Source organism: Streptomyces sp. NPDC021100 (assembly GCF_044333095.1).
Classification (GTDB): Bacteria; Actinomycetota; Actinomycetes; order Streptomycetales; family Streptomycetaceae; genus Streptomyces.
On record NZ_JBIRQH010000002.1, the window covers coordinates 284,515 to 307,837 of the forward strand.

General features: G+C 73.6%; 22 protein-coding genes. 10 read left to right on the top strand and 12 right to left on the bottom strand.

Features of this window, described 5'->3' with window-relative positions; genetic code table 11:
• Positions 1-40: 40 nt before the first annotated feature.
• On the top strand, positions 41-1,606 hold the full coding sequence (locus tag ACH4PU_RS04900) for a GMC oxidoreductase (protein ID WP_398266052.1): 1,566 nt from the start codon (positions 41-43) through the stop codon (positions 1,604-1,606).
• Here the strand turns inward: ACH4PU_RS04900 and ACH4PU_RS04905 are convergent.
• A complete protein-coding gene (locus tag ACH4PU_RS04905) occupies positions 1,554-2,369 on the bottom strand; it encodes a DUF72 domain-containing protein (RefSeq protein ID WP_398266055.1) in 816 nt (271 codons plus the stop codon). The genes ACH4PU_RS04900 and ACH4PU_RS04905 overlap by 53 nt on opposite strands.
• Before the next feature lie 510 nt (positions 2,370-2,879).
• Positions 2,880-3,986, bottom strand: coding sequence for a hypothetical protein (locus ACH4PU_RS04910; protein ID WP_398266058.1), 1,107 nt, complete (start codon positions 3,984-3,986; stop codon positions 2,880-2,882).
• A 452-nt stretch (positions 3,987-4,438) separates the two neighbouring features.
• Between ACH4PU_RS04910 and ACH4PU_RS04915 the strand changes: the two genes are divergently transcribed.
• From ACH4PU_RS04915 to ACH4PU_RS04925, 3 genes are all read left to right on the top strand, one after another.
• The gene (locus ACH4PU_RS04915; RefSeq protein WP_398266061.1) at positions 4,439-5,149 is read left to right on the top strand and encodes a restriction endonuclease; all 711 of its coding nucleotides are present in this window, start codon (positions 4,439-4,441) and stop codon (positions 5,147-5,149) included.
• Between the two features lie 98 nt (positions 5,150-5,247).
• Positions 5,248-5,697 (top strand): HIT family protein, encoded by a 450-nt coding sequence (locus ACH4PU_RS04920; protein ID WP_398266064.1) that lies wholly within the window; start codon positions 5,248-5,250, stop codon positions 5,695-5,697.
• Positions 5,698-5,794: 97 nt separating this feature from the next.
• A complete protein-coding gene (locus ACH4PU_RS04925; RefSeq protein ID WP_398266067.1) occupies positions 5,795-7,093 on the top strand; it encodes a phosphoribosyltransferase in 1,299 nt (432 codons plus the stop codon).
• 152 nt (positions 7,094-7,245) lie between these two features.
• On the opposite strand, the gene ACH4PU_RS04930 is transcribed toward ACH4PU_RS04925, so the two are convergent.
• From ACH4PU_RS04930 to ACH4PU_RS04945, 4 genes are all read right to left on the bottom strand, one after another.
• Complete coding sequence (locus ACH4PU_RS04930; RefSeq protein ID WP_398266070.1) at positions 7,246-8,100, bottom strand: hypothetical protein; 855 nt, start codon at positions 8,098-8,100, stop codon at positions 7,246-7,248.
• Between the two features lie 9 nt (positions 8,101-8,109).
• Positions 8,110-8,670, bottom strand: a complete 561-nt coding sequence (locus ACH4PU_RS04935) for a papain-like cysteine protease family protein (RefSeq protein WP_398266073.1) — start codon at positions 8,668-8,670, stop codon at positions 8,110-8,112.
• A gap of 624 nt (positions 8,671-9,294) precedes the next feature.
• Positions 9,295-10,305: a hypothetical protein gene (locus ACH4PU_RS04940; protein WP_398266075.1), complete on the bottom strand. Its 1,011-nt coding sequence runs from the start codon at positions 10,303-10,305 to the stop codon at positions 9,295-9,297.
• Between the two features lie 631 nt (positions 10,306-10,936).
• Positions 10,937-11,821, bottom strand: coding sequence for a helix-turn-helix domain-containing protein (locus ACH4PU_RS04945; RefSeq protein ID WP_398266078.1), 885 nt, complete (start codon positions 11,819-11,821; stop codon positions 10,937-10,939).
• Positions 11,822-11,933: 112 nt separating this feature from the next.
• Here ACH4PU_RS04945 and ACH4PU_RS04950 point away from each other — a divergent pair, with 112 nt between their 5' ends.
• Complete coding sequence (locus ACH4PU_RS04950; protein ID WP_398266081.1) at positions 11,934-12,731, top strand: alpha/beta fold hydrolase; 798 nt, start codon at positions 11,934-11,936, stop codon at positions 12,729-12,731.
• 38 nt (positions 12,732-12,769) lie between these two features.
• Here ACH4PU_RS04950 and ACH4PU_RS04955 read toward each other — a convergent pair whose 3' ends face one another.
• A complete protein-coding gene (locus tag ACH4PU_RS04955) occupies positions 12,770-13,060 on the bottom strand; it encodes a hypothetical protein (protein WP_398266084.1) in 291 nt (96 codons plus the stop codon).
• Between the two features lie 6 nt (positions 13,061-13,066).
• Here ACH4PU_RS04955 and ACH4PU_RS04960 point away from each other — a divergent pair, with 6 nt between their 5' ends.
• Complete coding sequence (locus ACH4PU_RS04960; protein WP_398266087.1) at positions 13,067-13,447, top strand: zinc-binding dehydrogenase; 381 nt, start codon at positions 13,067-13,069, stop codon at positions 13,445-13,447.
• Positions 13,448-13,601: 154 nt separating this feature from the next.
• A complete protein-coding gene (locus ACH4PU_RS04965) occupies positions 13,602-14,384 on the top strand; it encodes a hypothetical protein (protein WP_398266090.1) in 783 nt (260 codons plus the stop codon).
• A gap of 202 nt (positions 14,385-14,586) precedes the next feature.
• Here the strand turns inward: ACH4PU_RS04965 and ACH4PU_RS04970 are convergent, their stop codons facing one another.
• On the bottom strand, positions 14,587-14,805 hold the full coding sequence (locus ACH4PU_RS04970) for a hypothetical protein (protein WP_185944789.1): 219 nt from the start codon (positions 14,803-14,805) through the stop codon (positions 14,587-14,589).
• A 183-nt stretch (positions 14,806-14,988) separates the two neighbouring features.
• Between ACH4PU_RS04970 and ACH4PU_RS04975 the strand changes: the two genes are divergently transcribed.
• Entirely contained in the window at positions 14,989-16,353 is a 1,365-nt protein-coding gene (locus ACH4PU_RS04975; protein WP_398266094.1) for a cryptochrome/photolyase family protein, read from the top strand.
• A 144-nt stretch (positions 16,354-16,497) separates the two neighbouring features.
• On the top strand, positions 16,498-18,240 hold the full coding sequence (locus ACH4PU_RS04980; protein ID WP_398266097.1) for a pyruvate dehydrogenase: 1,743 nt from the start codon (positions 16,498-16,500) through the stop codon (positions 18,238-18,240).
• Between the two features lie 243 nt (positions 18,241-18,483).
• On the opposite strand, the gene ACH4PU_RS04985 is transcribed toward ACH4PU_RS04980, so the two are convergent.
• Both ACH4PU_RS04985 and ACH4PU_RS04990 read right to left on the bottom strand, forming a co-directional pair.
• The gene (locus ACH4PU_RS04985; RefSeq protein WP_398266100.1) at positions 18,484-18,708 is read right to left on the bottom strand and encodes a hypothetical protein; all 225 of its coding nucleotides are present in this window, start codon (positions 18,706-18,708) and stop codon (positions 18,484-18,486) included.
• A 20-nt stretch (positions 18,709-18,728) separates the two neighbouring features.
• Positions 18,729-19,007 carry a hypothetical protein gene (locus ACH4PU_RS04990; protein WP_398266103.1) on the bottom strand — a complete coding sequence of 93 codons (279 nt, stop codon included), beginning with the start codon at positions 19,005-19,007 and terminating at the stop codon, positions 18,729-18,731.
• 270 nt (positions 19,008-19,277) lie between these two features.
• On the opposite strand from ACH4PU_RS04990, the gene ACH4PU_RS04995 reads away from it, so the two are divergent.
• Positions 19,278-19,958 (top strand): response regulator, encoded by a 681-nt coding sequence (locus tag ACH4PU_RS04995; RefSeq protein ID WP_398266106.1) that lies wholly within the window; start codon positions 19,278-19,280, stop codon positions 19,956-19,958.
• Between the two features lie 10 nt (positions 19,959-19,968).
• Here the strand turns inward: ACH4PU_RS04995 and ACH4PU_RS05000 are convergent, their stop codons facing one another.
• Positions 19,969-22,368, bottom strand: coding sequence for a phosphoketolase (locus tag ACH4PU_RS05000; RefSeq protein WP_398266109.1), 2,400 nt, complete (start codon positions 22,366-22,368; stop codon positions 19,969-19,971).
• Between the two features lie 464 nt (positions 22,369-22,832).
• A complete protein-coding gene (locus ACH4PU_RS05005) occupies positions 22,833-23,303 on the bottom strand; it encodes a hypothetical protein (protein WP_398266112.1) in 471 nt (156 codons plus the stop codon).
• Between the last annotated feature and the right edge of the window lie 20 nt (positions 23,304-23,323).

Sequence of the window (23,323 nt, forward strand, 5' to 3'; positions counted from 1 at the left end):
GATGGTGTGGGCGGAGCACGCGCACGATCAGGAGGCAAGAATGCCAGGACGAAGCCGCCGCGAGGCACTGAGCCTCGCGGCCGGAACCGGCCTCGCAGCCCTGAGCGCGGCAACCCTGGGAAGCCGCGCCGCCGCAGCGGCGACCCGCACGGACTTCCGCGCCCTGGTGGTCGGTTCGGGCTTCGGCGGAGCGGTCGCGGCGCTGCGCCTCGGGCAGGCGGGGGTGGACACGGTCGTGCTGGAACGCGGCCGGGAGTGGCCGGTCGCCCCGGCCCGCCCGCTGTTCGGATCGGTCAACGGGGTGACGGACACGATGTTCTGGTTCCGCCGCACCGCCCGCTATCCGGGCCTGCTGCCCGTGCCGGTGCGCCCGGGCCCGGGAATCCTGGAGGTGGCGGAGGAGCCGGGACTGGACATCTGGTGCGGGGCGGGCGTCGGCGGCGGGTCGCTGGTCTACACGGGGGTGACGGTGGCTCCGCCGCGCCGCTGCTTCGAGCGGCTGTACCCGTCGGGGCTGCGCTACGAGGAGTTCGCCCGCGTCTGGTTCCCGCGGGCGCGGGCGATGCTGGGCGCCTCGCCGATGCCGCGCGACGTCTACGCGTCCGGTCCGTTCCTCCACTCCCAGGTGTGGGACCGGCAGGTGACCCGGGCGGGTTTCCGGCCGGTGCTCCTCGACTCGACGTTCGACTGGGGAGTGGTGCGCGGTGAGCTGGCGCACCGGGTGCCGCTGTCCGCGACGGCCGGCGACTCGGACTTCGGCTGCGGCAACGGCGCGAAGAAGTCCCTGACACGCAACTACCTGCCCGCCGCCCTGGCCACGGGCCGGGTACAGCTGCGCCCGCTGCACGAGGTCCGTTCGGTGGGCCGGCGGCGGGACGGCCGCTTCCGGCTGGAGGTCCGCCGGCTGACGCCCGGCGGGGCGGTGCTGGGCACCGAGGAGTTCACCTGCGACCTGCTGTTCCTGGCCGCCGGCACGCTCAACACCAACCGGCTGCTGGTCGCCGCCCGCGACCGGGGCACCCTGCCCGATCTGCCGGCCGCCGTGGGCGAGGGCTTCGGCGACAACGGCGACCAGGTGACGCTCCGTTCGCAGCCGCTCGTCCAGCACGGGGCGACGCAGGGGTCGCCGTGCGCGTCGGGCGTGTTCGTCCCGGACGGCCTCGGGCTGCCGCTGCGCGCGGAGAGCTGGGTGCTGCCCGGGTTCCACGGGCTGCCGGCGGTCGTCACCCTGAGCATGACGGCGGACGGCGACCACCGGGGCGCGTTCCGCTCCGACCCGCGGACCGGCCGGGTCCGGCTGACGGGCTGGGGTGACGGGTCGGCGGCCGCGGCCCGCGCCGCCCAGGCGTTCAGCCGGCGCGTCATCGCCGCCAACCCCGGCACCCTGCCGCTGACCGTGCCGCTCCCGCCGTACACGGCGCACCCGGTGGGCGGGTGCGCGATCGGCCGGGTGACGGACCCGGAGGGGCGGGTCCGGGGCGTGCCGGGGCTGTACGTCGTCGACGGCTCGCTGCTGCCGGGGACGGTGGGCGGCGCCAACCCGTCGCTGACCATCACGGCGCTCGCCGAGCGCGCGCTGGCGGGGATCGTCGCGCGGGCGGGGTGACGGCCGGGGCGGGCGGAGCGCTCACCACGTCCAGCCCGGCGCGTACGGCCGCCCGCGCGAAGACCGCCGCGTCGGCGACGGCGGCTCCGCCCGGATCGTTGTTGAAGTATGCGTGGACGTCGGCCTGTCGGGGCCAGGTGTCCGCCACCCGTGCGGCCCACGTGGCGAGCGCCTGGCGGCCGTAGCGCGGCCAGGGCCGGGCCCGGCCGCCGTGGAAGCGCAGATAGCCCCAGCCGGCGGTGCGCCACAGCGGCCCGGCGGGCCGGGAACCGGCGTCGGCCCAGCACAGGGCCGCGCCGCGGTGTTCGAGGACGGCCCGTACCTCGTCCGTCCACCAGGAGGGGTGGCGGGGCTCGACGGCCACCCGGACGCCGGGCGGGAACTCGGCGAGGGCGGCGTCCAGCGTCGCGGGGTCGGCGCGCAGGGTGGGCGGCAGTTGGAGCAGGACGGGCCCGAGCCGGTCGCCGAGGCCCGCGGCGTGCCGCATCAGCCGGGCGACGGGCTCGGCCGGGTCGCGGAGCCGCTTGATGTGGGTGAGGAAGCGGCTCGCCTTGACGGCCATCACGAACCCGTCGGGCGTGCGGTCGCGCCAGTCGGCGAAGGTGTCCGGGGAGGGCAGGCGGTAGAAGGCGTTGTTGTTCTCGACGGTGGCGAAGTGGCGGACGTACTCCTCCAGCCACAGCCGCTGGGGCAGTCCGTCCGGGTAGAGGCCGCCGCGCCAGTCGGCGTATTGCCAGCCGGAGGTTCCGACGAGGAGGGGCATGGGGGGATGCCTGCCCGGGCGGGCGGGCCGTCTCACGGTCCGCCGCCTTTCGGGTGGTGTCCGGCGAGACGGGCGGGGGCCGGGGCGGTGGGCACGGGGGGCGAGGGCCCGTCGGGTGCCGCCCTTCGCGGTCGGCGAGCGGCGGGGGAAGCGATCCGGGGCGGGCACCGGAGCGCGCCGTGGGAGGACGGGTCCGTCAGGCGGCGGCCGCGCAGGTGAGCCACCGGTCCTTCTGGCGCGTTACGGCCGGGAGGGCCGGCCGGGGGACTCGGGGCCCCGGCCGTCAGGAGCCTGCGGTGGCTCGCGATCCGTCCGGCGGGAGGCGGCTGCGGCGCCCGCGCCTTCGACGTCGATGAGACCCACCCCTTCGGCCCCGGTGGTGCGCCGCGTCCACGGGGCTCCTCCTCGAGCGCGGCACGCCGGGAGCGCCGGTCCCGCGCACGCGGTCCGGTCGCCGGCCCGCGCACCCGCCGGGCCGGTACTCCCACACGGGCCACGCTTCCGTGGTGGCTACTTCTCCAGCCAAGTGATCATGATGCCGCCGCTCGTGCCGTCATGCCCGCGGTGCCCGCCGGCTCCGGTCGCACCGGGTACGCCACGGTTGCCGTAGAGGCCCCCGTGGCCGCCGTCGCCACCGCGTCCGCCGGCGCCGCCCTTGCCACCGCTGCCTCCGTCGCCACCCGCACCGTAGTGGTGTCCGGCGTACGCGACCGCCGCTCCACCCGTGCCTTCGTTGCTGTGGTAGGGGAAGATGCGGTATCCGCCCCCCTCGCCGCCGGTGTGGGCTCCGCCGCTCTCGCCCCGGTCCCCGTCGGCGCCCTCGTGCCCGTCACCGCCCGCACCGCCGCCGTGTCCGGGCGCTGCGGCCAGCGTCTTCCCCCCGCACTCGCCGGCCGTGCCGGGGGTGGTAGCGCCTCCGTGGCTCCGAGCGGGGCCGCCCTTCCCGCCGGGGGATCCGTATCCGCCGAAGGCCGCGCGGTAGCCGCCGGTGCCGCCGGCGGCCACCGCGTCGTTCGGCGAGGCACCGCGCCCTCCCCTGCCGCCGTCCGCGGTGAGCCAGGGGCCCAGGATGCCGATGTGGGTGGGTCCTCCGGACTGGCCGGGCTGCCCCGGGTCGTTGCCGTGTCCGGCCCCTCCGTTGGAGTTGATGTCTCCCGCCGAGCCGCCGTGGCCCTGGCCGGTCCCGCCCCCGCCGCCCTTGCCCCCGCGCCCGACGTGGACGTCCAGGTGGCCTTCCGGCGGCAGCCGGAGCCGGCAGCTGACCACGCCGCCCGCGGCCCCTCCGCTCCCGCCCCCGCCGGCGGCCCCGCTGCCGCCGGCACCGCCTCCGCCGCCGCCCGCGGCGGCGTGCGCGTCGCTGCCGTTTCCACCGTTCCCACCGCCGCCTCCTCCGCCGCCGCCTTGGCCGCCGGCGCCACCGCCGCCTCCTCCGCCGCCGCCCCAGGCGGTCACCCGCATGAACTTGGCCCCCTGCGGGATCATCACCTGCGAATCCCCCGGCGTGGTGATCACGTGTGGGGCCGGCAGCACGGGGTCCGCGTCCGCCGCCGGCATGGCCGTGAGACTCGCCGCGGCGACCACCAGAGCCCCCGGCCACGCCCGCTTGCTCGGTACCACTGAGAAACCTCCCCTTGAGTCGTCCCGCGACGCGAACCGGTCTTGGCGGTCCGAGCACGTCACCGGGGCGGGCCCTTTGCTAGTGGTCACCGCGCGAACCGGTCAAACAATTCGATGAGCCGGCCCGACCGCGCCCCACACACACGTTCGCTCTTCGCCGGAACGGTCGTGGATCTCGGGTCGTCCTCGCCCCTCCCCTCCCTTTGCACGTCACTTCAAACACGCCGGCGGTCACCGGTTGCGATGAACGCGCGATGTCCGCGTGGCCGGTACGGCAAGCCCCGGACCGTCCGCACACCGACAGGGTGACGGCGTCCTTCTCCGGCCGTTCCCGCACCCGAACGGGGGCCGTGGCCCCCGGCGAAGGCCGCCCGGCCGCCTTGAACCCGCCGGAAGGGGGCACACGCACCACACCGGATGATCTTGAAGTCTTCGCAGGGGGGAGCCGCAGAATGTCGATGACCGAACCCTCCGTCTCCCGGCGGGGCCCCGCCGGACGCCGGGCGGCCCCCGGCTTCCGCCGGACCGCGTTCGCGCTCGCGCTGCTCGCCATCCTGGTCTGCGGCGCCGGGCTGACCCTGCGGACGGCCGCCGGTCACGCCGCCGGGGATCCGGCCGGGGCCGTGTGCGGCGTCCTCGTGCTGGGCGCCGCCGGGGTGGTGGGCTTCCGGGGACGACACCGGCTGCGGCGCGCCTTCGGGGCGGCGGCCGCGGACGCGCGCCCCTCCCCCGTCGCGGCCCCCGCCCCGCCGGTGGACTACGCGGCCCTGGACGCCGCGGAGTTCGAGGAGGCGGTCGCCCGGCTCTGCGAACGGGACGGCTGTACGGACGTACGGGTGGTCGGCGGGGCCGGCGACCTGGGGGCCGACGTGCTCGCCACGGCGCCCGACGGGCGGCGGATCGTCGTCCAGTGCAAGCGGTACGGGCCGGACCACAAGGTCGGTTCGCAGGACCTCCAGCGTTTCGGCGGCACCTGTTTCACCATCCACGCCGCCCAGGTGGCGGCCGTCGTGACCACGAGCGACTTCACCGGGCCCGCCTTGGAGTACGCCGCCCGCAGCGGCATCCTCTGCCTCGACGAGCGGGCGCTCGCCGGGTGGGACACGGGGAGCGCCCCGCCGCCCTGGCGGTGCGCGGGCGATCTCACCGAGCCGTGTCCGTGAACCCTTGAGGAGCCGGGCGTGCCCAAAGGGCGCCCGGAGCGCATCGTCCGGGGGGGCCGCGGGGTGCGCCGCCGGTGCTCCGCGGGAAGGCTGGGGTCATGCGCGAGGAACTGGACTCTTCGGCGGCGGACTGCGCGTTCTGCGCGATCGTGACGGGCGGGGCGTCCGCGCACCGGGTGCTGGTGGACGAGGTGGCGGTGGCGTTCCTGGACGCACGGCCGCTGTTTCCCGGGCACGTGCTGGTGGTGCCCCGGCGGCACGTGGTGACCCTGACCGACCTGCCGGAGGCGGACGTGGGTCCGTTCTTCGCGCGGGTGCGGCGGGTCGCCGGGGCGGTGGAGCACGGGATGGGCGCGGCCGGTTCGTTCGTCGCGGCGAACAACAAGGTGAGCCAGTCGGTGCCGCATTTCCATGTGCACGTCGTGCCGCGCGACCGGAAGGACGGGCTGCGGGGCTTCTTCTGGCCGCGTACGCGGTACGCGTCGGAGGACGAGGCGGCGGAGGCGGCGGCGCGGATCACGGCGGCCCTGGCGGACGGGAACGGCTGAGCGTTCCGGCCGGGTTGGTGCGCACCGGCGGGGGTCGCATAGTGGAAGGGAGACCTTTCCCGCCGGCCGGGCGTACCCCGGCTGCCGGAGGTGGACGATGCGATTCGACGACCGAGTGGACGCGGGCCGGCGGCTGGCCGAGCGGCTGGAGCATTTGCGCGGAGACGATCCCGTCGTGCTGGGCCTTCCGCGCGGCGGCGTGCCGGTGGCCTACCAGGTGGCCCGGGCGCTGCGGGCCCCGCTGGACGTGATCCTGGTGCGCAAACTGGGTGTTCCCTCGCACCGCGAGCTGGGGTTCGGGGCGCTCGGCGAGGGCGGGGTGCGGGTGGTGCGCGACGACATCATGCGGCTGGGCCGGGTGGACGAGGACGATCTGATGGAGGTCCAGCGGGCCGAGGAGCACCACCTGCGGGAGCAGGCCGACCGCTTCCGCGGCGGGCGGCCGCGGGTGCCGCTGGAGGGCCGGACGGCGGTGGTGGTGGACGACGGGATCGCCACCGGATCCACGGCCGCCGCGGCCTGCAAGGTGGCGCGGGCCCAGGGTGCCCGGCGGGTGGTCCTGGCGGTGCCCGTGACCTCGCCGGACGCGGTGGAGTCACTGCGCGGCGAGGCGGACGAGCTGGTGTATCTGTCGGCGCCGGCCGGGTTCTCGGCGGTGGGCGAGTGGTACCGGGACTTCTCCCAGACGGAGGACGACGAGGTCGTCGCCCTGCTGCGGCACGACACGTCCGCGCCGCCCCGCACCGGGGCGCACATCCACGGCCCGGCCCCGGTGAAGCTGCCGGTGGACGACCGCACGGTCACCCTGGACGGCGACCTGACGATGCCGCCGGGCGCGCCGGCGGTCGTGCTGTTCGCGCACGGCAGCGGCAGCGGCCGGCACAGTCCGCGCAACCGTGCCGTGGCCGGGGTGCTCAACCGGGCGGGCCTGGGGACGCTGCTGTTCGACCTGCTGACGCCGGAGGAGGCGGAGGACCGGGCGAAGGTCTTCGACATCGGTCTGCTGGCCGGCCGGCTCGGGCAGGTGACGGAGTGGATGCGCCGCGAGTCCGTCCCGCTGTGCTACTTCGGCGCGAGCACGGGCGCGGCGGCGGCCTTGTGGGCGGCGGCGGAGGAGGGCCGGGAGGGACCGGCGGCCGTGGTGTCCCGGGGCGGCCGGCCGGACCTGGCCATGGACCGGCTGGAGGCCGTGCGGGCGCCGACGCTGTTCCTGGTGGGCGGCCTGGACGAGACCGTCCTGGACCTCAACCGGCGGGCGGCGGCCCGGTTGCGGTGCGAGAACCGGCTGGTGGTCGTGGACGGCGCCACCCACCTGTTCGAGGAGCCGGGTGCCCTGGACACGGTGGCCGAGCTGGCGTGCGAGTGGTTCACGGACCACCTCGGCACGGCCCCCTGACGGCCACACCCGGCATCCCCGCCCTCTCGTCGGGGCGATGTCCGCGTCCGGGCCGTCCGGGCAGGACTTCGCCCCGGTGCGAGGCCGTGGACGGCCCGGGACCGGGGCGAAGCCTGGAGGGGAAGTACGGGTCGTTCGGTCGTTCGCGTGCGTCAGCCGAGACGCGCGCGCTTGCGGCGGCGGAGGCCCGCGGCTCCGACGGCGAGGGCGAGCGCGGCGCCCGATCCGCCGACGATCAGCGGGGTCGAGGACGTCGACGAGTGCGGCCGGCCGGTGCCGAAGCCGCTGGAGTAGCCCTTGGTGTCGTACTGCGAGCCGGGCTGCTTGTCGGCGTAGCGGGCCTTGACCAGCTTCTGGTAGTCGGCGAGCGACACCGACGACTGGCCGTTCAGCCCCTGCCGGGCGGCGTCGTTCAGCGGTTCGACGGTGGTGAGCTTCACCTGGTAGTAGCCGTGGATCTGCGGCTCGCTGAACACCGTCGTCGTGAGGTCGGCCTTGCCGGCGTAGGTGGCGTCCGTGTCGCCCTCGCGCACGGCGGCCAGGTGCCAGCCGGTGGTGCCGGTCGGGGCGAGCAGGACGGTGGCGGTGCGGCCGGCCGAGGTGGTCACCCCGGCGACGGCGTAGGCGAGTTTGACCGCGTCGGTGAGGGTGGGCTGGGAGGTCCCGGCGGCGAAGGCGGGTGCGAGCTCGTTCAGCGCCAGCGGGTCCTTGATGGTGAAGGACGGCACGCCCTCGCACGGATCGGCCTTCGCGGGGAGCGTGACCGCCGCGCCGGGCGACCCGCTGGGCACCGGTGCGCTGAGGAAGCGGCAGACGGCGTCGTGGGTGGCGGTCGACTTCAGCGTGTCCAGGGCCGCCTGGAGGTTGGGGAGGTCGGCCGGGCCCTTGGCGGCGCCGGCCGGGCCGGCTCCCACCGACAGCAGGACGGACGCGCCGAGTGCCAGGGTGACGGGGAGGCGGGGGAATCGGGCGCCCCGCCGCGTCGCGGACGTTCTCTGGTCGCGCATGTCACTCTCCTAGCCTGAGATGCCGGTGCGGGAGTGGGTCCACTTGAACGAGCTGTTGCTCACGTAGTCGTTGTAGTTCCACCACGTGTAGGTGGTCGTGTCCGGCCAGGGGTCGCCCACGCCGATGGTGTTGTTCGACGTGTCGTAGCCGTAGACGACGTTCATGTGCCCGCCGCCGGAGGTCCAGCCGATGCGTGCTCCGACGGGCCGGGGGCCCCGCACCTCGGTCTGGATCTCGCTGAACGTGGCCGCCCTGCTCAGGCCCGTGCCCGTGTGGGACATGCCGAGGCTGGCCCAGCCCCTGGCCATGTCGTCGAGCGTCGCCGGCTGGTTGTTGCAGCCGTAGGCCGGGTTGGCGCGGGTGCAGAAGTCGGTCTGGGTCGAGCCGTAGCCCTGGAACTTGGCGATCGTCAGACCGGAGGCCACCCAGCACCACTGGGTTTTCTCCTGCTTCAGCATGGTGATTTGGTCGTACGCGGCGTCCGCGTGTGCCGTGGTGGCGGCTCCGAGGAGCCCGGACACCGCCAGTGCCAGGGCCGTTGCCGTGGTCGTGTGCTTGAGTCTGCTCATTTTCCTGCCTTCCCGTCGTCGGGTGCGACGAGCAGATGGCCGGATCATCCGACCCCCTCGTTGGAGGGCAGTCATATGACAGCTCGCGTTGCCAGGGCTGACTAGCATCTGTCGATAACTTCAACACCAAAGAGTGCTATATGTGCTTATCACTCTTACTTGTGATCTTTGCTTTCTTTTACACCACGTTTCGCCACCGGTAGGCAATCAGCCCCTTTGGGAGGCTCGCACCACCACGCACTCAAGCGGCCTCGTTTCGGGCGCGAATGAAGCAGAAGACAATGGGGGCCCGCTCGTGACGGGTGTTGTCGAAAACCCGTCATGTGTCATGCCGCAGGTGATCGGGAGATTGAGCGAGCAGCGCGCAAGTAGTGATCAGGTAATGATCAGTTAGTGATCGGTCGGAAAATCCGCGGATCGCCGATTCCCGCTCGGAGCGGTCGCGGCGCCATGGAGCGGGTGGCCGGTTCCTCGCCGCCGCGAGAGCGCGCTTTCCCCGGCGTTCCGGGCCGCGGACGCGCTGGGGCGCGCGCGGTCGCTCCGCCTCGGCCGGGGCCCCGCGCGGACACGCGAGCCCCGGCCGAGGAGATCCACGGCCGACGGGGATACGCCCCCGCCTCCGGGTTACCAGGTGACGATCATGTACCCCTTGCCGCCGGACCCGCCACGGACCCCGTCGCCGCCGTTGCCGCCGGGGTCGGCGGGCGAGTGGTGCAGCACCGCACCCGAGCCCGAGGTCCCACTGCGCCCTCCGCGCCCACCGGGTCCGCCGGCGCCGATGCCCTCGGGCAGCCTCATCCCTCCGGGCCCCACGTTCTTGGCGGGTTCCCCGCCGGCCCCCGGAAAGTACTGCTGCGTCCCCTGCTTGCCGGCGCCGCCCTGGAGGGATTCCGTCACCGTGCCGCCGGGGCACCTTCCCGGCCACGCCTTGCGCGTGACCCCGCCGGCGGCACCGTCCTTGCCGTCGTGGGCGCGGTTACCGCTCCTGCCGCCGCCCTCACCGCCGGTTCCCTCCAGTCCACGGTGACCGGCGGGCCCTTGGTCGACATTGGCCACCTGCACGCCTTTCGCCGCGTCGAACAGCTCGGTCCGGCGCTGGGTCTCATTGCCGTTGTTGCCGGGCCGGCCCGACCGCCCGTTCTGCCCGTCCTGTCCGGAATTACCGGAACCGGCCGCACCGCCCTGGCCCTTGAGGCCGCCTTCACCCCCGCTGCCGCCTCCGGCGATCGTCACCCGGTAGGTGTGGGAGGCGTCCAGTGCGATGTGGCAGACCAGGTAGGAGCCACCACCGCCGCCACCGCCGGCCCCGCCCGCTCCACCCGAGCCGCCCCTGCGCCCGTCGGCTCCGGTGTTGGGGTCCAGGACGTCCTTCACGGGGGCCTCACCACCGCCGCCACCACCACCGGCCCCTCCCCCGCCACCCGTGCCGCCGGCACCCCAGATGTAGACGGTCGCCTTGCCCACCCCCGCCGGGGGCTTCCACGTCGTGGACGCGTCGAAGGCCTTCCGCCGCTCGGCGGGCGCGGCCTCGGCACCGGGGCTCAGGGAGACCGCCAGCAGGTGGGCGACGACCAGCGCGGCAGTGGCTCCCCATGCCGCGCGGTGTCTCACCGAGGGCACTCGCACGTGCTTCATCCGCATGTTCTCCTCATCCGTCCGACCACTCGTCCGACCATCCGTTCGGCCACCTGCTCGATCGTTCATTCGACGTGCTCCTTCAGGAAGAACCGGGGGCGCCGCGGAATCCGCCCGAACATCGGCTGCGAGCGGCCGGAAAGGCGGGCACCGCCGTCGCCGCAGGCCGTCCGGCGGCAGGTCTGTTTCCTACGGTCACAGCGCAAGCCGGTCAAACCATCGGATGAGCAGGCCGAAAGCGATCCCTTACACATGTATGGAGTTCGACCTGCCGTGCTGGTGCGGTTTCGCCCCGACGTCGCCCGCCGGCCGGCCGGAGAGCCACCTCAAACACTCCGCCGACGTACCGAAGGAGTGAACCCGGGCCCTGCGGATAACCCCGGGCGTCCGCCGACGGCACATCGTCCCCGTCGGAATGACCCCGGTCCACTCCACACGGCCGTCTCACCGGTACGGGGGATCGGGCACGACCCGGCCTCCGACGGGACGGGTGGAACGCGCTCGCCGCGTACAGGGCGAGGGCGCCGGGACGGCACCCGTCGCGGCCCTCGCACCCGGCTCGCCTCGGCACCACGCCGAACGACGCGGCGAGGTCCCGCGCTGCCCGTGACCGGACCGCGCACGGAGGACCTCAGGCCCCGCCGCCGGCCGCCGCGTAGGCGGCACGCCACGCGGCCGGAGGTACGGCGGCCTGGCGCCGGAAGAAGGTCGTGAAGGCGGCGGCGTCCCCGAAGCCGAGCCGTCGGGCGCAGCCGGCGACCGGCAGATCGGTGTGCGCGAGCAGTCTCTTGGCCTCCAGCAGGACGCGCTGATCGAGGAAGACCTTGGCGCCCGTGCCCGTGGCGGCGCGTGTGGCCCGGGTGAGGGTGCGCACGTCGTAACCCAGCGCCCGTGCGTAGTCGGCCACGTGGTGCCAGTCGGTGAAGTGCTCCTCCACGGCGGCCCGGTAGCGGCGGAACACGTCCGCGGACCGGTGGCCGGCCGCGGCCGTGTCCGTACGGGCGGGTGCGTCGGGGAGCGCGCGCAGGAGCAGCGCCGCCAGCAGGTGGGAGAGCAGCGCGGGAGACGCCAGGTGCGGAGTGCGCACGGCCGCGTCGTGTTCGCGGGCGAGGTGCCGGGCCGCGAAGAGGGCGAGGTCCAGGCGCTGTCGGTCCAGGTGCCAGCATGCCGGCGTGGCGGCCTCCGCCGCGGTGAAGCCGGGCAGGAAACCGGGCCGGAAGAGGACCAGCGGGCCGTCGCAGGTGTCGGTGTCGCTCCAGCGGTGCACCATGCCGGGCCGTATCCATACGGCGCTGCCCTCCGTCAACCGGTAGGCGCCGAAGTCCGCTTCGTGGCCGCCGGTGCCGGAGGCGATCAGGGCGAGGACGTGGAAGTCGGGGCGCTGGGGCAGTACGCGGTGGCGGCGGACGTCCATCCGCCGCAGCGCGGCGAAGTCCAGGACCTCCACGCCGTGGGACGAGCCGACGGCAGGTGAGTAGCGCAACTGCCGCACCGGCGCCGGGTGTCCGTTTTCCACAACGACCGAGTTCCTTTCCACCGGGCGGCGGTTCTCGCCGCTCGTACGGTCGAGCATGTGCCTGGCAGTGAGGTCAGGCCCCCGCAGATTACGTGTTCGAGGTGTGGTGACGATGGAAACGACAAGGCCGGTGCCGGTGCCGGGCGGGACCCTGGACGTACGGGTGGCAGGCCGTACCGGACCGGCGCTGGTGTTCGTCCACTACTGGGGCGGCTCCGCCGACACGTGGGACGGTGTGATCGCCCGTCTCCCGTCCGGGCAGGCGACGGTCCGTTTCGACCAGCGCGGCTGGGGCACCTCCCGGCCGCTGCCGGGCCCCTACCGCCTCGACCGGCTCGCCGACGACCTCGCCCGCGTACTCGCCGCGTGCGGAGCGGGGCCCTACGTCCTCGTGGGTCACTCCATGGGTGCCAAGGTGAGCCAGCTCCTCGCGGCCCGCGGGCCCGCCGGCCTGGCCGGCCTGGTGCTCGTCGCGCCCGCGCCGCCCGAGCCACCCGTCACGGTGACCGAGGAGTACCGGCGGGGACTCTCCCACGCCTACGACTCACCCGCCGCGGTACGGCACGCCCTCGACCATGTCCTGACCGCCACACCGCTGCCCGGGCCGGTGCGGGACACCGCGGTGCGCGACAGCCTCGCCGCGGGGCCCGAGGCCCGGCGGGAGTGGCCGTTGCGCGGCATCGCCGAGGACATCACGGGCGCCGTCCGCCGCATCACGGTTCCGATGACCGTACTGACCGCGGAGAACGACGTGGTGGAACCGCCGCGCGTCCTGCGGGAGTTCCTGCTGCCGCACATTCCGCACGCGACCCTGACGACCGTCCCCGACGCCGGTCACCTGCTCCCCCTGGAACGCCCCGGCGCCGTCGCGGCGGCCATCGGCGACTTCCTCGCGGTTCTCCGGTCCTGACCGGTCCCCGGCCCTGTCCTGAGTGGCTGTACCGGCGCCTACGCCGACCGGCCCCGGCCGGCCGCCTGCGCGGTCCTCGGCTCCGCCGGGAAATCCGACGCGTCCGGGACCACGTCGAAGACGCACCGCAGTTCGGCCGCCAGGGCGTCGCGGCCCGGGGCGCCGGGGAGGGCCACCCACGCCTCCAGGGCGTGCCGGTGGGCGGCGACGAAGAAGTCGAGCACGAGGCGGAGGCGGAGGACGTCCCCGGGGTCGTCGACGCGCAGCCGGCGCGTCAGGATCTCGGCCGCCGCGCGCACGGCGACGGCCTGCGGGCACTCGGCGCACACGAGGTCGTGACCGGCCCGGAAGCCCTCACCGACCCGGTGCACGGCATCGTCGACATGGTCGGCGGACGGCACCTCGTCGAGGGATACGCCCGGCTCGCCGAACACGGCACCCTCGTCAGCGTGGGCCGTGCGGCAACGGAGCCCGACACCTTCCCGCCCGGCGCCTTCTCCGGCGTCCCGGAGGCCCACGACCGGGCACTGGTCAGCTTCTTCCTCCTGCGGTGCACCGGACTCGACGAGGACCTGACCCTCCTGGCCGGCCTGGTGGCGTCCGGGGAACTGGACGCCCGGATCTCCTGGCGGGGCACGTGGGACAAGGCGGCGGACGCCATCGGCCTCCTCGTCGGACGGCGCCTGCACGGCAAGGCGGTACTGGACCTGTCCTGAGCGCGGTCCAGGCCCGTGTGGGACGCCCGTGTGGGAGGCCCCGTTTGGGAGGCCCGTGCGGGATCCACCGCCACCGGCAGCGTTGATCATTTGAGTACGGAAACTGAGTACGAACGCTCAGGTCCGACCACCAGCCGGGCGGCAGGCTGGAGTCATGACCACGCCGCTCACCGGACCCCAGCCGCACTCCTCGCGCCCGCCGTTCCCCGCCTTCCCGCCGCCCCTGCCGCCCGTCCCGCCCGCGCGGCCGCGGCGGCGGGCGGTGGTGGCCGGGGCCGTCGCCCTGGCCGTGCTGGCCGGTGGTTCGGCCGGGGCCTGGTGGCTGACGCGGGACACGGACGGGTCCCCGCTGGCCGGGCGCCCGCGGGTGACGGACCGCGCGGCCGGGCTGTCGTACGCCATCCCCAAGGGCTGGGAGCAGGACCGGAAGGAGAAGCTCATCGACGCCTTCACCACGGCGATCGGCCGGAAGAAGCAGGACGACCACCACATGGCCGTCGTGCTGACCGGTCGCTCGGGCGCGATCGCCCAGGACCGGCTGCGGATGTGGGCCGAGCGGTCCGCCCGTTCGAACGCGGAGTTCTTCTACCCCGACCGGCCCGTCGCGGCCGAGGAGTCCCGGCCGGCCTCGGTGGACGGGCACCCCGCCCACACCGTGACCCTGCGGGTGGACGCCGAGGAGGGCGGCCCCGCCCGGCTGCGGATGACGCTCCTGCGCGTGGACGACAGCCGGGCCGCCTTCCTCCTGGGCATCGACCAGCCGGCCGGTGGGCCGGTGCAGGAGGAGGTCGACCAGGTGCTGGAGAGCGCCACCGTGCCGGGAGGACACCCGAGCCCCGACTCCGGCTCCCGGACGGGGGCGCTTTCACAGCCCGGCCCCCGGGTCGCGGAAGCCGCCGCGGCACCGGCGGCCGTCACTGACCGCCGCCGCCCCTGACCCGCCGGCGTACCCGACGGCGGTCGGCCCGACGGCTCAGTCGCTCCACGCGCTCCACGCTTCAGGTCGTCACCCCCGGCCGCCGCCGGAGCCGACGGGTGCGCCGACGGCCGTCGCTCCCGCCCGGCTGTCCCCGGCTGCCCCGGACGTTCGGGCCCCCGAGTCCGGCCACCACCGGACCCCGAGCCCCTTCACCCCCACCTCACTCCTCGAAGAACTCCCGCACCACCCGCTCCGCCGCCTCGTCCGCCGCCGCGGCGGGTGAGAGTTCGCTCAGGGTGTCCAGGTCGGTGTCCTCGCTGAGTTCCGCCTCCCAGGCGGCGGCCAGTTGCTCCTGCCGTTCGGGCGGCTGGCTCTCGACCTTCTTCCGGCTCGCGGGGCTCAGGGCCGCCAGGAAGCGGGGCAGTTCGTCGGCGGGCATACGGGCCTCTCTCGTCGCGGTCGCTCCTCCCCCGCCGCACCCGGGGTGCGTGGGGGTTCCTGATCAGGTGTTCCAGGCCCCGGCCCGGCATCCCTGCGCGGGGCCGCCCGCTCACCCGAACGGCCCCCGCGCCGCGGCCCGGCGCGTCCCCGGCCGCCGCGGAACGCGCCGTAGCCTGGCGCCATGCCCGTCGCCCTCGCCCTGTTCACCTCCGACCTGCGGCTGCACGACAACCCCGTGCTGCGGGCGGCCCTCCGCGCGGGCGACCGCGTCGTCCCGCTGTTCGTCGTCGACAGCGGCGTCGCCGCCGCCGGCTTCGCCGCGCCGAACCGGTCCGCGTTCCTCGCCGGCTGCCTGGCCGACCTCGACGAGGGGCTGCGGGCGCGCGGCGGCCGGCTGGTCGTCCGCCGGGGCGACGTGGTCGAGGAGACCTGCCGGGTGGCCGCCGCGACGGACGCGGCGGAGGTGCACGTAGCCGCCGGGGTGAGCGGCTACGCGCACCGCCGCGAGGAGCGGCTGCGCGCCGCCCTGGAGGCGGACGGGCGGCGGCTGCGCGTGCACGACGCGGTGGTCACGGTGGTGGCCCCGGGCGAGGTGACGCCCACCGGGAAGGACCACTTCGCGGTGTTCACGCCGTACTTCCGCCGCTGGTCGGCGGAGCCGCCCCGGGCGGTCGCGGCCCCGCCCCGGCGCGTCGACGTCCCGGAGGTGGACGGGCTGCCGGTGCCCTCGGCCGCGGACCTCGGGGCCGGCGGCGCGGCGCCCGCCCTGCCCGGGGGCGGCGAGCGCGAGGGCCGGCGGCGGCTGACGGCCTGGCTGCGCGACGGCGTCGAGCGCTACGCCGAGTTCCACGACGACCTGGCCGCCGACGCCACGTCCCGCCTCTCCGCGTACCTCCACTTCGGCTGCCTGTCACCGCGCGAAGTGGTGACGCGGGCGCGCGGGGACTCGCCCGGCGCCGAGGCGTTCGTCCGCCAGCTGGCCTGGCGGGACTTCCACCACCAGGTGCTGGCCGCCCGCCCCCGGGCCGCCTCCGCCGACTACCGGACGCGCCACGACCGCTGGCGGCGGGACGCCGGCGAGTTCGACGCCTGGCGGGCCGGGCACACCGGTTACCCGGTCGTCGACGCGGCGATGCGCCAGCTCGCCCACGAGGGCTGGGTGCACAACCGGGCCCGGATGATCGTCGCCTCCTTCCTCGCCAAGACCCTCCACCACGACTGGCGGGAGGGCGCCCGGCACTTCCTCCACCACCTCGTCGACGGCGACCTGGCGAACAACCAGCTCAACTGGCAGTGGATGGCCGGCACGGGCACCGACACCCGCCCCAACCGCGTCCTCAATCCCGTCGTCCAGGGCCGCCGCTTCGACCCCGACGGCGTCTATATCCGCCGCTGGGTGCCCGAACTCGCCGACGTCCCCGGGCCCGCCGTCCACGAGCCGTGGAAACTGCCCGCCGCCGTCCGCTCCGGGCTGCGCTACCCGGAGCCGCTCGTCGACCTCGCCGAGGCCCTGGCCCGCTTCCGGGCGGCACGCGGCCTGGTCTGAGCGGGCCTACTGAGCGGCCCCGGAGCGCGGCCGGCCCGCACGAAGATGCATGACCAGGTGTTCCGTGGGTGGATGGGGGCAGGGGCGCGAGTGACCGGCCGCGCGCCGGTCGCGTACGACACGGCGGAACGGAGGAGCGTTCTCATGGCCAAGCAGACGGTGGCGGAGCAGTTCGTCGACATCCTGGCGCGGGCCGGGGTGCGGCGGCTCTACGGAGTCGTCGGCGACAGCCTCAACCCGGTGGTGGACGCGGTGCGCCGCAACGCGGCCATCGACTGGGTGCACGTCCGCCACGAGGAGGCCGCCGCGTTCGCCGCGGGCGCGGAGGCACAGCTCACCGGCAAACTGGCGGCCTGCGCGGGCTCCTGCGGCCCCGGAAACCTGCACCTGATCAACGGTCTGTACGACGCCCACCGTTCCATGGCCCCCGTGCTCGCGCTGGCCTCGCACATCCCGAGCGGCGAGATCGGCACCGGCTTCTTCCAGGAGACCCACCCGGACCGGCTGTTCCAGGAGTGCAGCCACTACTGCGAGCTGGTGTCCACCCCGCAGCAGATGCCGCGCGTGCTGCGCACCGGCATCCAGAACGCGATCGGGCGCGGCGGCGTCGGCGTCATCGTGCTGCCCGGGGACGTCGCCGGGGAGCCGGCCGCCGCGCCCACCGGGGACCACGCGCTGGTCACCACCCGGCCGTCGGTGCGTCCCGGGGACGCGGAGATCGACGCGCTGGCGCGGATGGTCGACGAGGCCGGCAAGGTGACGCTGTTCTGCGGCGCCGGCACGGCGGGGGCGCACGACGAGGTGATGCGGTTCGCCGAACGGGTCAAGGCGCCCGTCGGCCACGCGCTGCGCGGCAAGGAGTGGATCCAGTACGACAACCCGTACGACGTCGGCATGAGCGGCCTGCTCGGCTACGGCGCCGCCTATGAGGCCACCCACGAGTGCGACCTGCTGATCCTGCTGGGCACCGACTTCCCGTACACCGCGTTCCTGCCGGACGATGTGAAGATCGCCCAGGTGGACGTGCGGCCCGAGCGCCTGGGCCGGCGGTCCGCGCTGGACCTCGCGGTGTGGGGCGACGTCCGCGAGACGCTGCGCTGCCTCACGCCGAAGGTGCAGGTCAAGAGCGGCCGGAAGTTCCTCGACAAGATGCTGAAGAAGCACGCGGACGCCCTGGAGGGCGTCGTCAAGGCGTACACGCGGAAGGTGGAGAAGCACACGCCGATCCACCCGGAGTACGTGGCGTCGGTGCTGGACGAGGAGGCGGCGGACGACGCGGTCTTCACCGTGGACACCGGCATGAACAACGTCTGGGCCGCCCGCTACCTCACCCCCAACGGCCGGCGGCGCGTCATCGGCTCGTTCACCCACGGCTCGATGGCCAACGCGCTGCCGCAGGCGATCGGGGCGCAGTTCCTCGACCCGGACCGGCAGGTGGTGTCGATGTCCGGGGACGGCGGGTTCTCCATGCTGATGGGCGACTTCCTGACGCTGGTGCAGTACGGGCTGCCGGTGAAGGTGGTGCTGTTCAACAACTCGTCGCTGGGGATGGTGGAGCTGGAGATGATGGTGGGCGGCCTGCCGTCGTACGGCACGGCCAACCGCAACCCGGACTTCGCGGCGCTAGCGACGGCGGCCGGGGCGTACGGGGTGCGGGTGGAGAAGCCCAAGCACGTGCGGGGCGCGCTGCGGGACGCGTTCCGGCACAAGGGCCCGGCGCTGGTGGACATCGTGACCGATCCCAACGCGCTCTCGATGCCGCCGAAGATCAGCGCGGACATGGTGAGCGGGTTCGCTCTGTCGGCGGGGAAGATGGTGCTGGACGGGGGTGTGGGGCGGATGGTGCAGATGGCGCGCTCGAATCTGCGGAACATCCCGCGGCCCTGACGGTTCCGGCCCTGATCGTCATCGTCCCGGTGACCCGCCCGGCGGCCCGTGCGCATCCGCCGGACGGGCCGGTCCACTGCCGCTTCGCGTCCGCGCCCGCCGCTTGCCCGTCCGCCGCCGCTGAACGCTCGCTGCCGCCGACCGTGCGCTACCGCCGGGCCACGGCGACCGCTGACGTCGGGTCGGCGGGTCGCCGGACCGCCGGGTCGCCCGGTCGTCGGGCCGCCGGGTCGCCGGCGACCGCTAACGCCGGGTCAGCCGAGGCCCGCCGGACGCGTCCTCCACCCGGTAGCGGTCGGCCAGCGTCGCGAGGGGTTTCCCCACGCACTCGTCGGGGACCGCGAATTCCGCCGTCTTGCGGTCGTCACCGGGTACCGGGCGGACCCCGATGCGATCGTCGCCCTCCTCCACGACCTCCGCCAGGGCGAGGATGTCCCCGTTCTCGTCGAATACCGCGTGCACGCGCATGAGCGAACCGTCCGTTCCCGTCACGGGGTCACAAGGACGAGGGTGAAAATGAACTCGGAGCTCCCGGTCGCCCGGAGGGTCACTCCCCAGAACGGCGGGATCGGGTCGTTGAAGTCCCAGAACGAGAACTCGGACACGTACTCCAGCTGCGCGTTCCGGTCGCTGAACGACGTGTGGTTCACACAGGGCCGGATCCATGAGCTGCCGGGCGGGACCTTGCCGAAGTCAAAGGCGAAATTGTTCTGTTGACCGTTGCCGAGGAACAGCAGCCCGCTGCTCTTGACTTCCAGACCGGCCATGTTCCACCGCCTTTCCGAAATCGCCGTGCGCGAAAGGGGCGCTGTGGGCACAGCGTGCGCCCGGGCCACGGACACCGTGAACCGCCGTGACGCGAACACCACCCGTTCGGCTCCGCAGGACGGGACGGTGGTGGCCGGTGCGCCGCGCGGGCCCCGGGGGCGCCGTCCGGAGGTGGGGCCGTTCGGCCCATGGCACCACCCCGTACGATCGACCACGATCGACACCAAGCGTGACCGGTGCGACCGGCGCGGACGGTGACAGGAGGGGCAGTGGAACAGGCAAGGGTCTTCTCTGCGGAGAAGCCGATCCGGGTGTTCCTCCTGGACGACCACGAGGTCGTCCGGCGGGGCATCCAGGACCTGCTGGACGCCGAGGACGACATCACGGTGGCCGGCGAGGCCGGCACGATCGGCCAGGCCCTCGCCCGGGGTCCCGCGCTGCGCCCGGACGTCGCCGTGCTGGACGTCCGGCTGCCCGACGGCGACGGCATCTCGGTCTGCCGGGAACTGCGGTCGCGGATGCCGGACCTGGCCTGTCTGATGCTCACGTCGTTCGACGACGACGACGCGCTGCTGGACGCCATCATGGCGGGGGCGGCGGGTTACGTCCTCAAGCAGATCAAGGGCTCCGACCTGGTGGCGGCGATCCGCACGGTCGCCTCCGGGCAGTCCATGCTCGACCCGGCCACCACCGCCCGGCTGATGAGCAGCCTGCGCGGCGACGAGGGCGCCCACCCGGAGGACGACCGGCTGGCGGGCCTGTCGCCGCGCGAGCGCGACATCCTCGCGCTCATCGGCGAGGGCATGACCAACCGGCAGATCGGCCGGCAGCTCTTCCTCTCCGAGAAGACCGTCAAGAACCACATCTCGCGGCTGCTCGCCAAGCTGGGTGTGGAGCGCCGCATCCAGGCGGCGGTGATCGCCTCGGAGGCGGCCCGGGCGGGCGGCTGAGCCACCGCGCTCACCCGTCCCAGCTCCACTCCTCCACCTCGGGCAGGTCCGTGCCGTGCTCGCGGATCCAGGCGTGGTGGCGGGTCCGGACGTCCTCCATCGCCTGCCGCACGGCGGCCGCGCGGACGGCGAGCCCGGGGACGCGGTCGATGACGTCCATGACGAGCCGGTAGCGGTCGAGGTCGTTGCTGACGACCATGTCGAAGGGCGTGGTCGTGGTACCGGACTCCTTGTAGCCGCGGACGTGGAAGTTCGGGTGGCCGGCCCGCCGGTAGGCGAGGCGGTGGATGAGCCACGGGTAGCCGTGGTACGCGAAGACGACGGGCCGGTCGGTGGTGAAGAGGGCGTCGAACTCGTGGTCCGGCATGCCGTGCGGGTGCTCACCGTGCGGCGTCAGCCGGGCGATGTCGACGACGTTGACGACGCGGACGGCCAGGTCGGGCAGGTGCCGCCGGAGCAGGCTCGCTGCCGCGAGGACCTCCTGTGTCGGTACGTCCCCGGCACAGGCCAGCACCACGTCCGGCTCCCGTCGTCCGTCCTCGGTGCCGGCCCACTCCCAGACGCCCGCGCCGCGGGCGCAGTGGGCGCGGGCCTGCTCCAGGGTGAGCCAGTCGAAGCATGGCTGCTTGCCGGCGACGATGACGTTGACGTAGTCGCGGCTGCGCAGGGCGTGGTCGGCGACGGAGAGCAGGGTGTTGGCGTCCGGTGGCAGATACACCCGCACGACTTCCGGACTCTTGTTGAGGACGTGATCGACGAAGCCGGGATCCTGGTGCGAGAACCCATTGTGGTCCTGCCGCCACACATGGGACGTGAGCAGGTAGTTGAGGGAGGCGATGGGCCGCCGCCAGGGGAGCCTCCGGGAGACCCGCAGCCACTTGATGTGCTGGTTGACCATCGAGTCGACGATGTGCACGAACGCCTCGTAACAGGAGAACAGCCCGTGCCGCCCGGTCAGGAGGTACCCCTCCAACCACCCCTGGCAGGTGTGCTCGGACAGGATCTCCATCACGCGCCCGTGCCGGTCGAGATGCTCGTCGGTGGGCAGAGTGCCCGCCTGCCACGCCTTGCCGCTCGCGCCGTAGACCGCCTGCAGCCGATTCGAAGCGGTCTCATCAGGCCCCACGAGACGGAAGTCGCGACGGTCGGAAGTGGCCGCCATGACGTCGGCGAGCAGCCCGCCGAGAACGGCGGTCGGCTCGTGCCGCCCGGCGCCCGGCCGGTCCACGGCGACCGCGTGCCGCTCCAGGGGCGGGACGGGCAGGTCGTGGAGGAGCAGCCCGCCGTTGGCGTACGGGGTGGCGCCGAGCCGCCGCGTCCCCTCGGGCACGCACTCCAGCACGTCCGGGCGCGGGCGTCCGCGCTCGTCGAACAGCTCCTCCGGCCGGTACGACCGCAGCCACGCCTCCAGCTGCCGCAGGTGCTCGGGATTGTCCCGGACCCCGGACAGCGGCACCTGATGGGACCGCCAGGTGCCCTCGACGGGCAGCCCGTCGACCTCGCCGGGCCCGGTCCACCCCTTGGGCGTCCGCAGCACGATGACGGGCCAGGAGGGCCGGTCCGCGATGCCCTCCTCCCGGGCGGTACGCCGGATGGCGGCGATGTGGTCCAGCGCGGTGTCCATGGCGACGGCCATGGCGCGATGGACGGTCATCGGATCGTCTCCGGTCACGTGCAGGACATGATGCCCGTACCCGTGCAGCAGCCGGTCGAGCTCGTGCTCGGGCAGCCGGGCGAGGACGGTGGGGTTCGCAATCTTGTACCCATTGAGATGGAGAATGGGCAGCACGGCGCCATCGCGCACAGGATCGAGGAACTTGTTGGAATGCCACGAGGCGGCCAACGGCCCGGTCTCGGCCTCCCCGTCCCCGATGACACAGGCCACGAGCAGCTCGGGCCGGTCGAACGCGGCCCCGTAAGCATGCGAGAGCGAGTACCCGAGCTCCCCGCCCTCGTGAATCGACCCGGGCGTCTCAGGCGCCACATGACTGGGCACCCCACCGGGAAACGAGAACTGCCGGAACAGCCGCCCCATCCCGTCCGCGTCCTGCGTGACGTCGGGATACGTCTCGCTGTAGCTCCCCTCCAGCCACGAGTTGGCCACCACAGCCGGCCCGCCATGCCCGGGCCCCCACACACAGAGCGCCTCGATCCCCCGCTGCTTGATCACCCGGTTGAGATGGGTGTACACGAGGTTCAGCCCGGGCGAGGTCCCCCAGTGCCCCAGCAGCCGCGGCTTGATGTGCTGCGGCCGCAACGGCTCCGCCAGCAGCGGGTTCCCCATCAGATAGATCTGCCCGGCGGCCAGATAATTGGCGGCCCGCCAGTGCGCGTCCAGCGCGACGATCTCGGGGTCGGACGGAGGCCGCGCATCGTCGGCGCGCTCCTGAGACTGCTTGGGCTCCGGCATGCTCCCACGGTTCCACTTCCCGGGGCGCGACGCCATGGGAGCAGGCGGCGCGCGGGGGCGGCACACGGATCGTCGGATTCTTGGGACGCCGGAAATGTGCCCCCCGGGCCTCGCAGGACGACCACGCCGACCTGGACAAGCGCAGGTTCGCCTTCTGCGGAGATGACCACGCTGAGGCGAACGCGCACTGTTAAGCGCCTGCTGGAGCTGCGCAGGCGGCGCTCGGCACCCGGAGACGCCGAGGCATCACGCTTTGGCAGCGACGAACTGTCATCCTGCGCCGCCTTCGTCCACTGCCCGTGAACTGCTGCCGGCACCCCGTGCCGAAGCCCCGCCAGGATGCACGTGACGGAGCTTCGGATTCACAGATCTTTACCCGTCGCAATAGAACTGAATTCCAACGGGTCGGAAATCCGGGGAACGCAAAGCTCGGCTCTTTTTTACCACCGAGAGCTACGCGCCAATCATGACAACTTACCGCCATGACTTTCGGCGAAACTGCGAGAAGCTTCCCGAATTTCGGGATCGTCACTCTCGGCAGCTTTACCGATCACGGCGGCCAGAGCCTCCCACGCTTCAACCTCGACCAGCACGTCAGCCAGCCGGAGGTAGTCGTCGACTTCACCGCCAGATAGGCACTCTAGCGCTACCCGCACGAATCGCGATTGATCAATTTCTTGCCGAGCTGCCCGGATCGTCTCACAAGCCGGCACTGTCCACCCGGTCGACATGGAAACGTCAACCAGGAGATCGAGCAGCTTCGGAACATCGTCAGGGAAGAGATGGAGGAAATCCAGGGCGACAGCTCGATCCCACGCTGAACCGCTCGAAAGCGCCTTCGCCAGCAAGTCCACACGTGAGGGCAGCTGGTTCACCTCGGCCCGACATCGAGCGACCTCTTGCTCAGCTGCTACCAAAGCACGCCACTCCTCCATCCCCAGGGCGTCTCTTTCTG

Excerpts from the sequence above, each read along its gene's own strand:
- ACH4PU_RS04905 (WP_398266055.1), bottom strand. The coding sequence starts at position 2,369 with ATGCCCCTCCTCGTCGGAACCTCCGGCTGGCAATACGCCGACTGGCGC.
- ACH4PU_RS04925 (WP_398266067.1), top strand. The coding sequence starts at position 5,795 with ATGCGATTCGACGACCGAGTGGACGCGGGCCGGCGGCTGGCCGAGCGG.
- ACH4PU_RS05000 (WP_398266109.1), bottom strand. The coding sequence starts at position 22,368 with ATGCCGGAGCCCAAGCAGTCTCAGGAGCGCGCCGACGATGCGCGGCCT.
- ACH4PU_RS04965 (WP_398266090.1), top strand. The coding sequence starts at position 13,602 with ATGACCACGCCGCTCACCGGACCCCAGCCGCACTCCTCGCGCCCGCCG.
- ACH4PU_RS04900 (WP_398266052.1), top strand. The coding sequence starts at position 41 with ATGCCAGGACGAAGCCGCCGCGAGGCACTGAGCCTCGCGGCCGGAACC.
- ACH4PU_RS04990 (WP_398266103.1), bottom strand. The coding sequence starts at position 19,007 with ATGGCCGGTCTGGAAGTCAAGAGCAGCGGGCTGCTGTTCCTCGGCAAC.
- ACH4PU_RS04975 (WP_398266094.1), top strand. The coding sequence starts at position 14,989 with ATGCCCGTCGCCCTCGCCCTGTTCACCTCCGACCTGCGGCTGCACGAC.
- ACH4PU_RS04940 (WP_398266075.1), bottom strand. The coding sequence starts at position 10,305 with ATGAAGCACGTGCGAGTGCCCTCGGTGAGACACCGCGCGGCATGGGGA.
- ACH4PU_RS04980 (WP_398266097.1), top strand. The coding sequence starts at position 16,498 with ATGGCCAAGCAGACGGTGGCGGAGCAGTTCGTCGACATCCTGGCGCGG.
- ACH4PU_RS04935 (WP_398266073.1), bottom strand. The coding sequence starts at position 8,670 with ATGAGCAGACTCAAGCACACGACCACGGCAACGGCCCTGGCACTGGCG.
- ACH4PU_RS04930 (WP_398266070.1), bottom strand. The coding sequence starts at position 8,100 with ATGCGCGACCAGAGAACGTCCGCGACGCGGCGGGGCGCCCGATTCCCC.
- ACH4PU_RS04950 (WP_398266081.1), top strand. The coding sequence starts at position 11,934 with ATGGAAACGACAAGGCCGGTGCCGGTGCCGGGCGGGACCCTGGACGTA.
- ACH4PU_RS04985 (WP_398266100.1), bottom strand. The coding sequence starts at position 18,708 with ATGCGCGTGCACGCGGTATTCGACGAGAACGGGGACATCCTCGCCCTG.
- ACH4PU_RS05005 (WP_398266112.1), bottom strand. The coding sequence starts at position 23,303 with ATGGAGGAGTGGCGTGCTTTGGTAGCAGCTGAGCAAGAGGTCGCTCGA.
- ACH4PU_RS04915 (WP_398266061.1), top strand. The coding sequence starts at position 4,439 with ATGTCGATGACCGAACCCTCCGTCTCCCGGCGGGGCCCCGCCGGACGC.
- ACH4PU_RS04970 (WP_185944789.1), bottom strand. The coding sequence starts at position 14,805 with ATGCCCGCCGACGAACTGCCCCGCTTCCTGGCGGCCCTGAGCCCCGCG.
- ACH4PU_RS04920 (WP_398266064.1), top strand. The coding sequence starts at position 5,248 with ATGCGCGAGGAACTGGACTCTTCGGCGGCGGACTGCGCGTTCTGCGCG.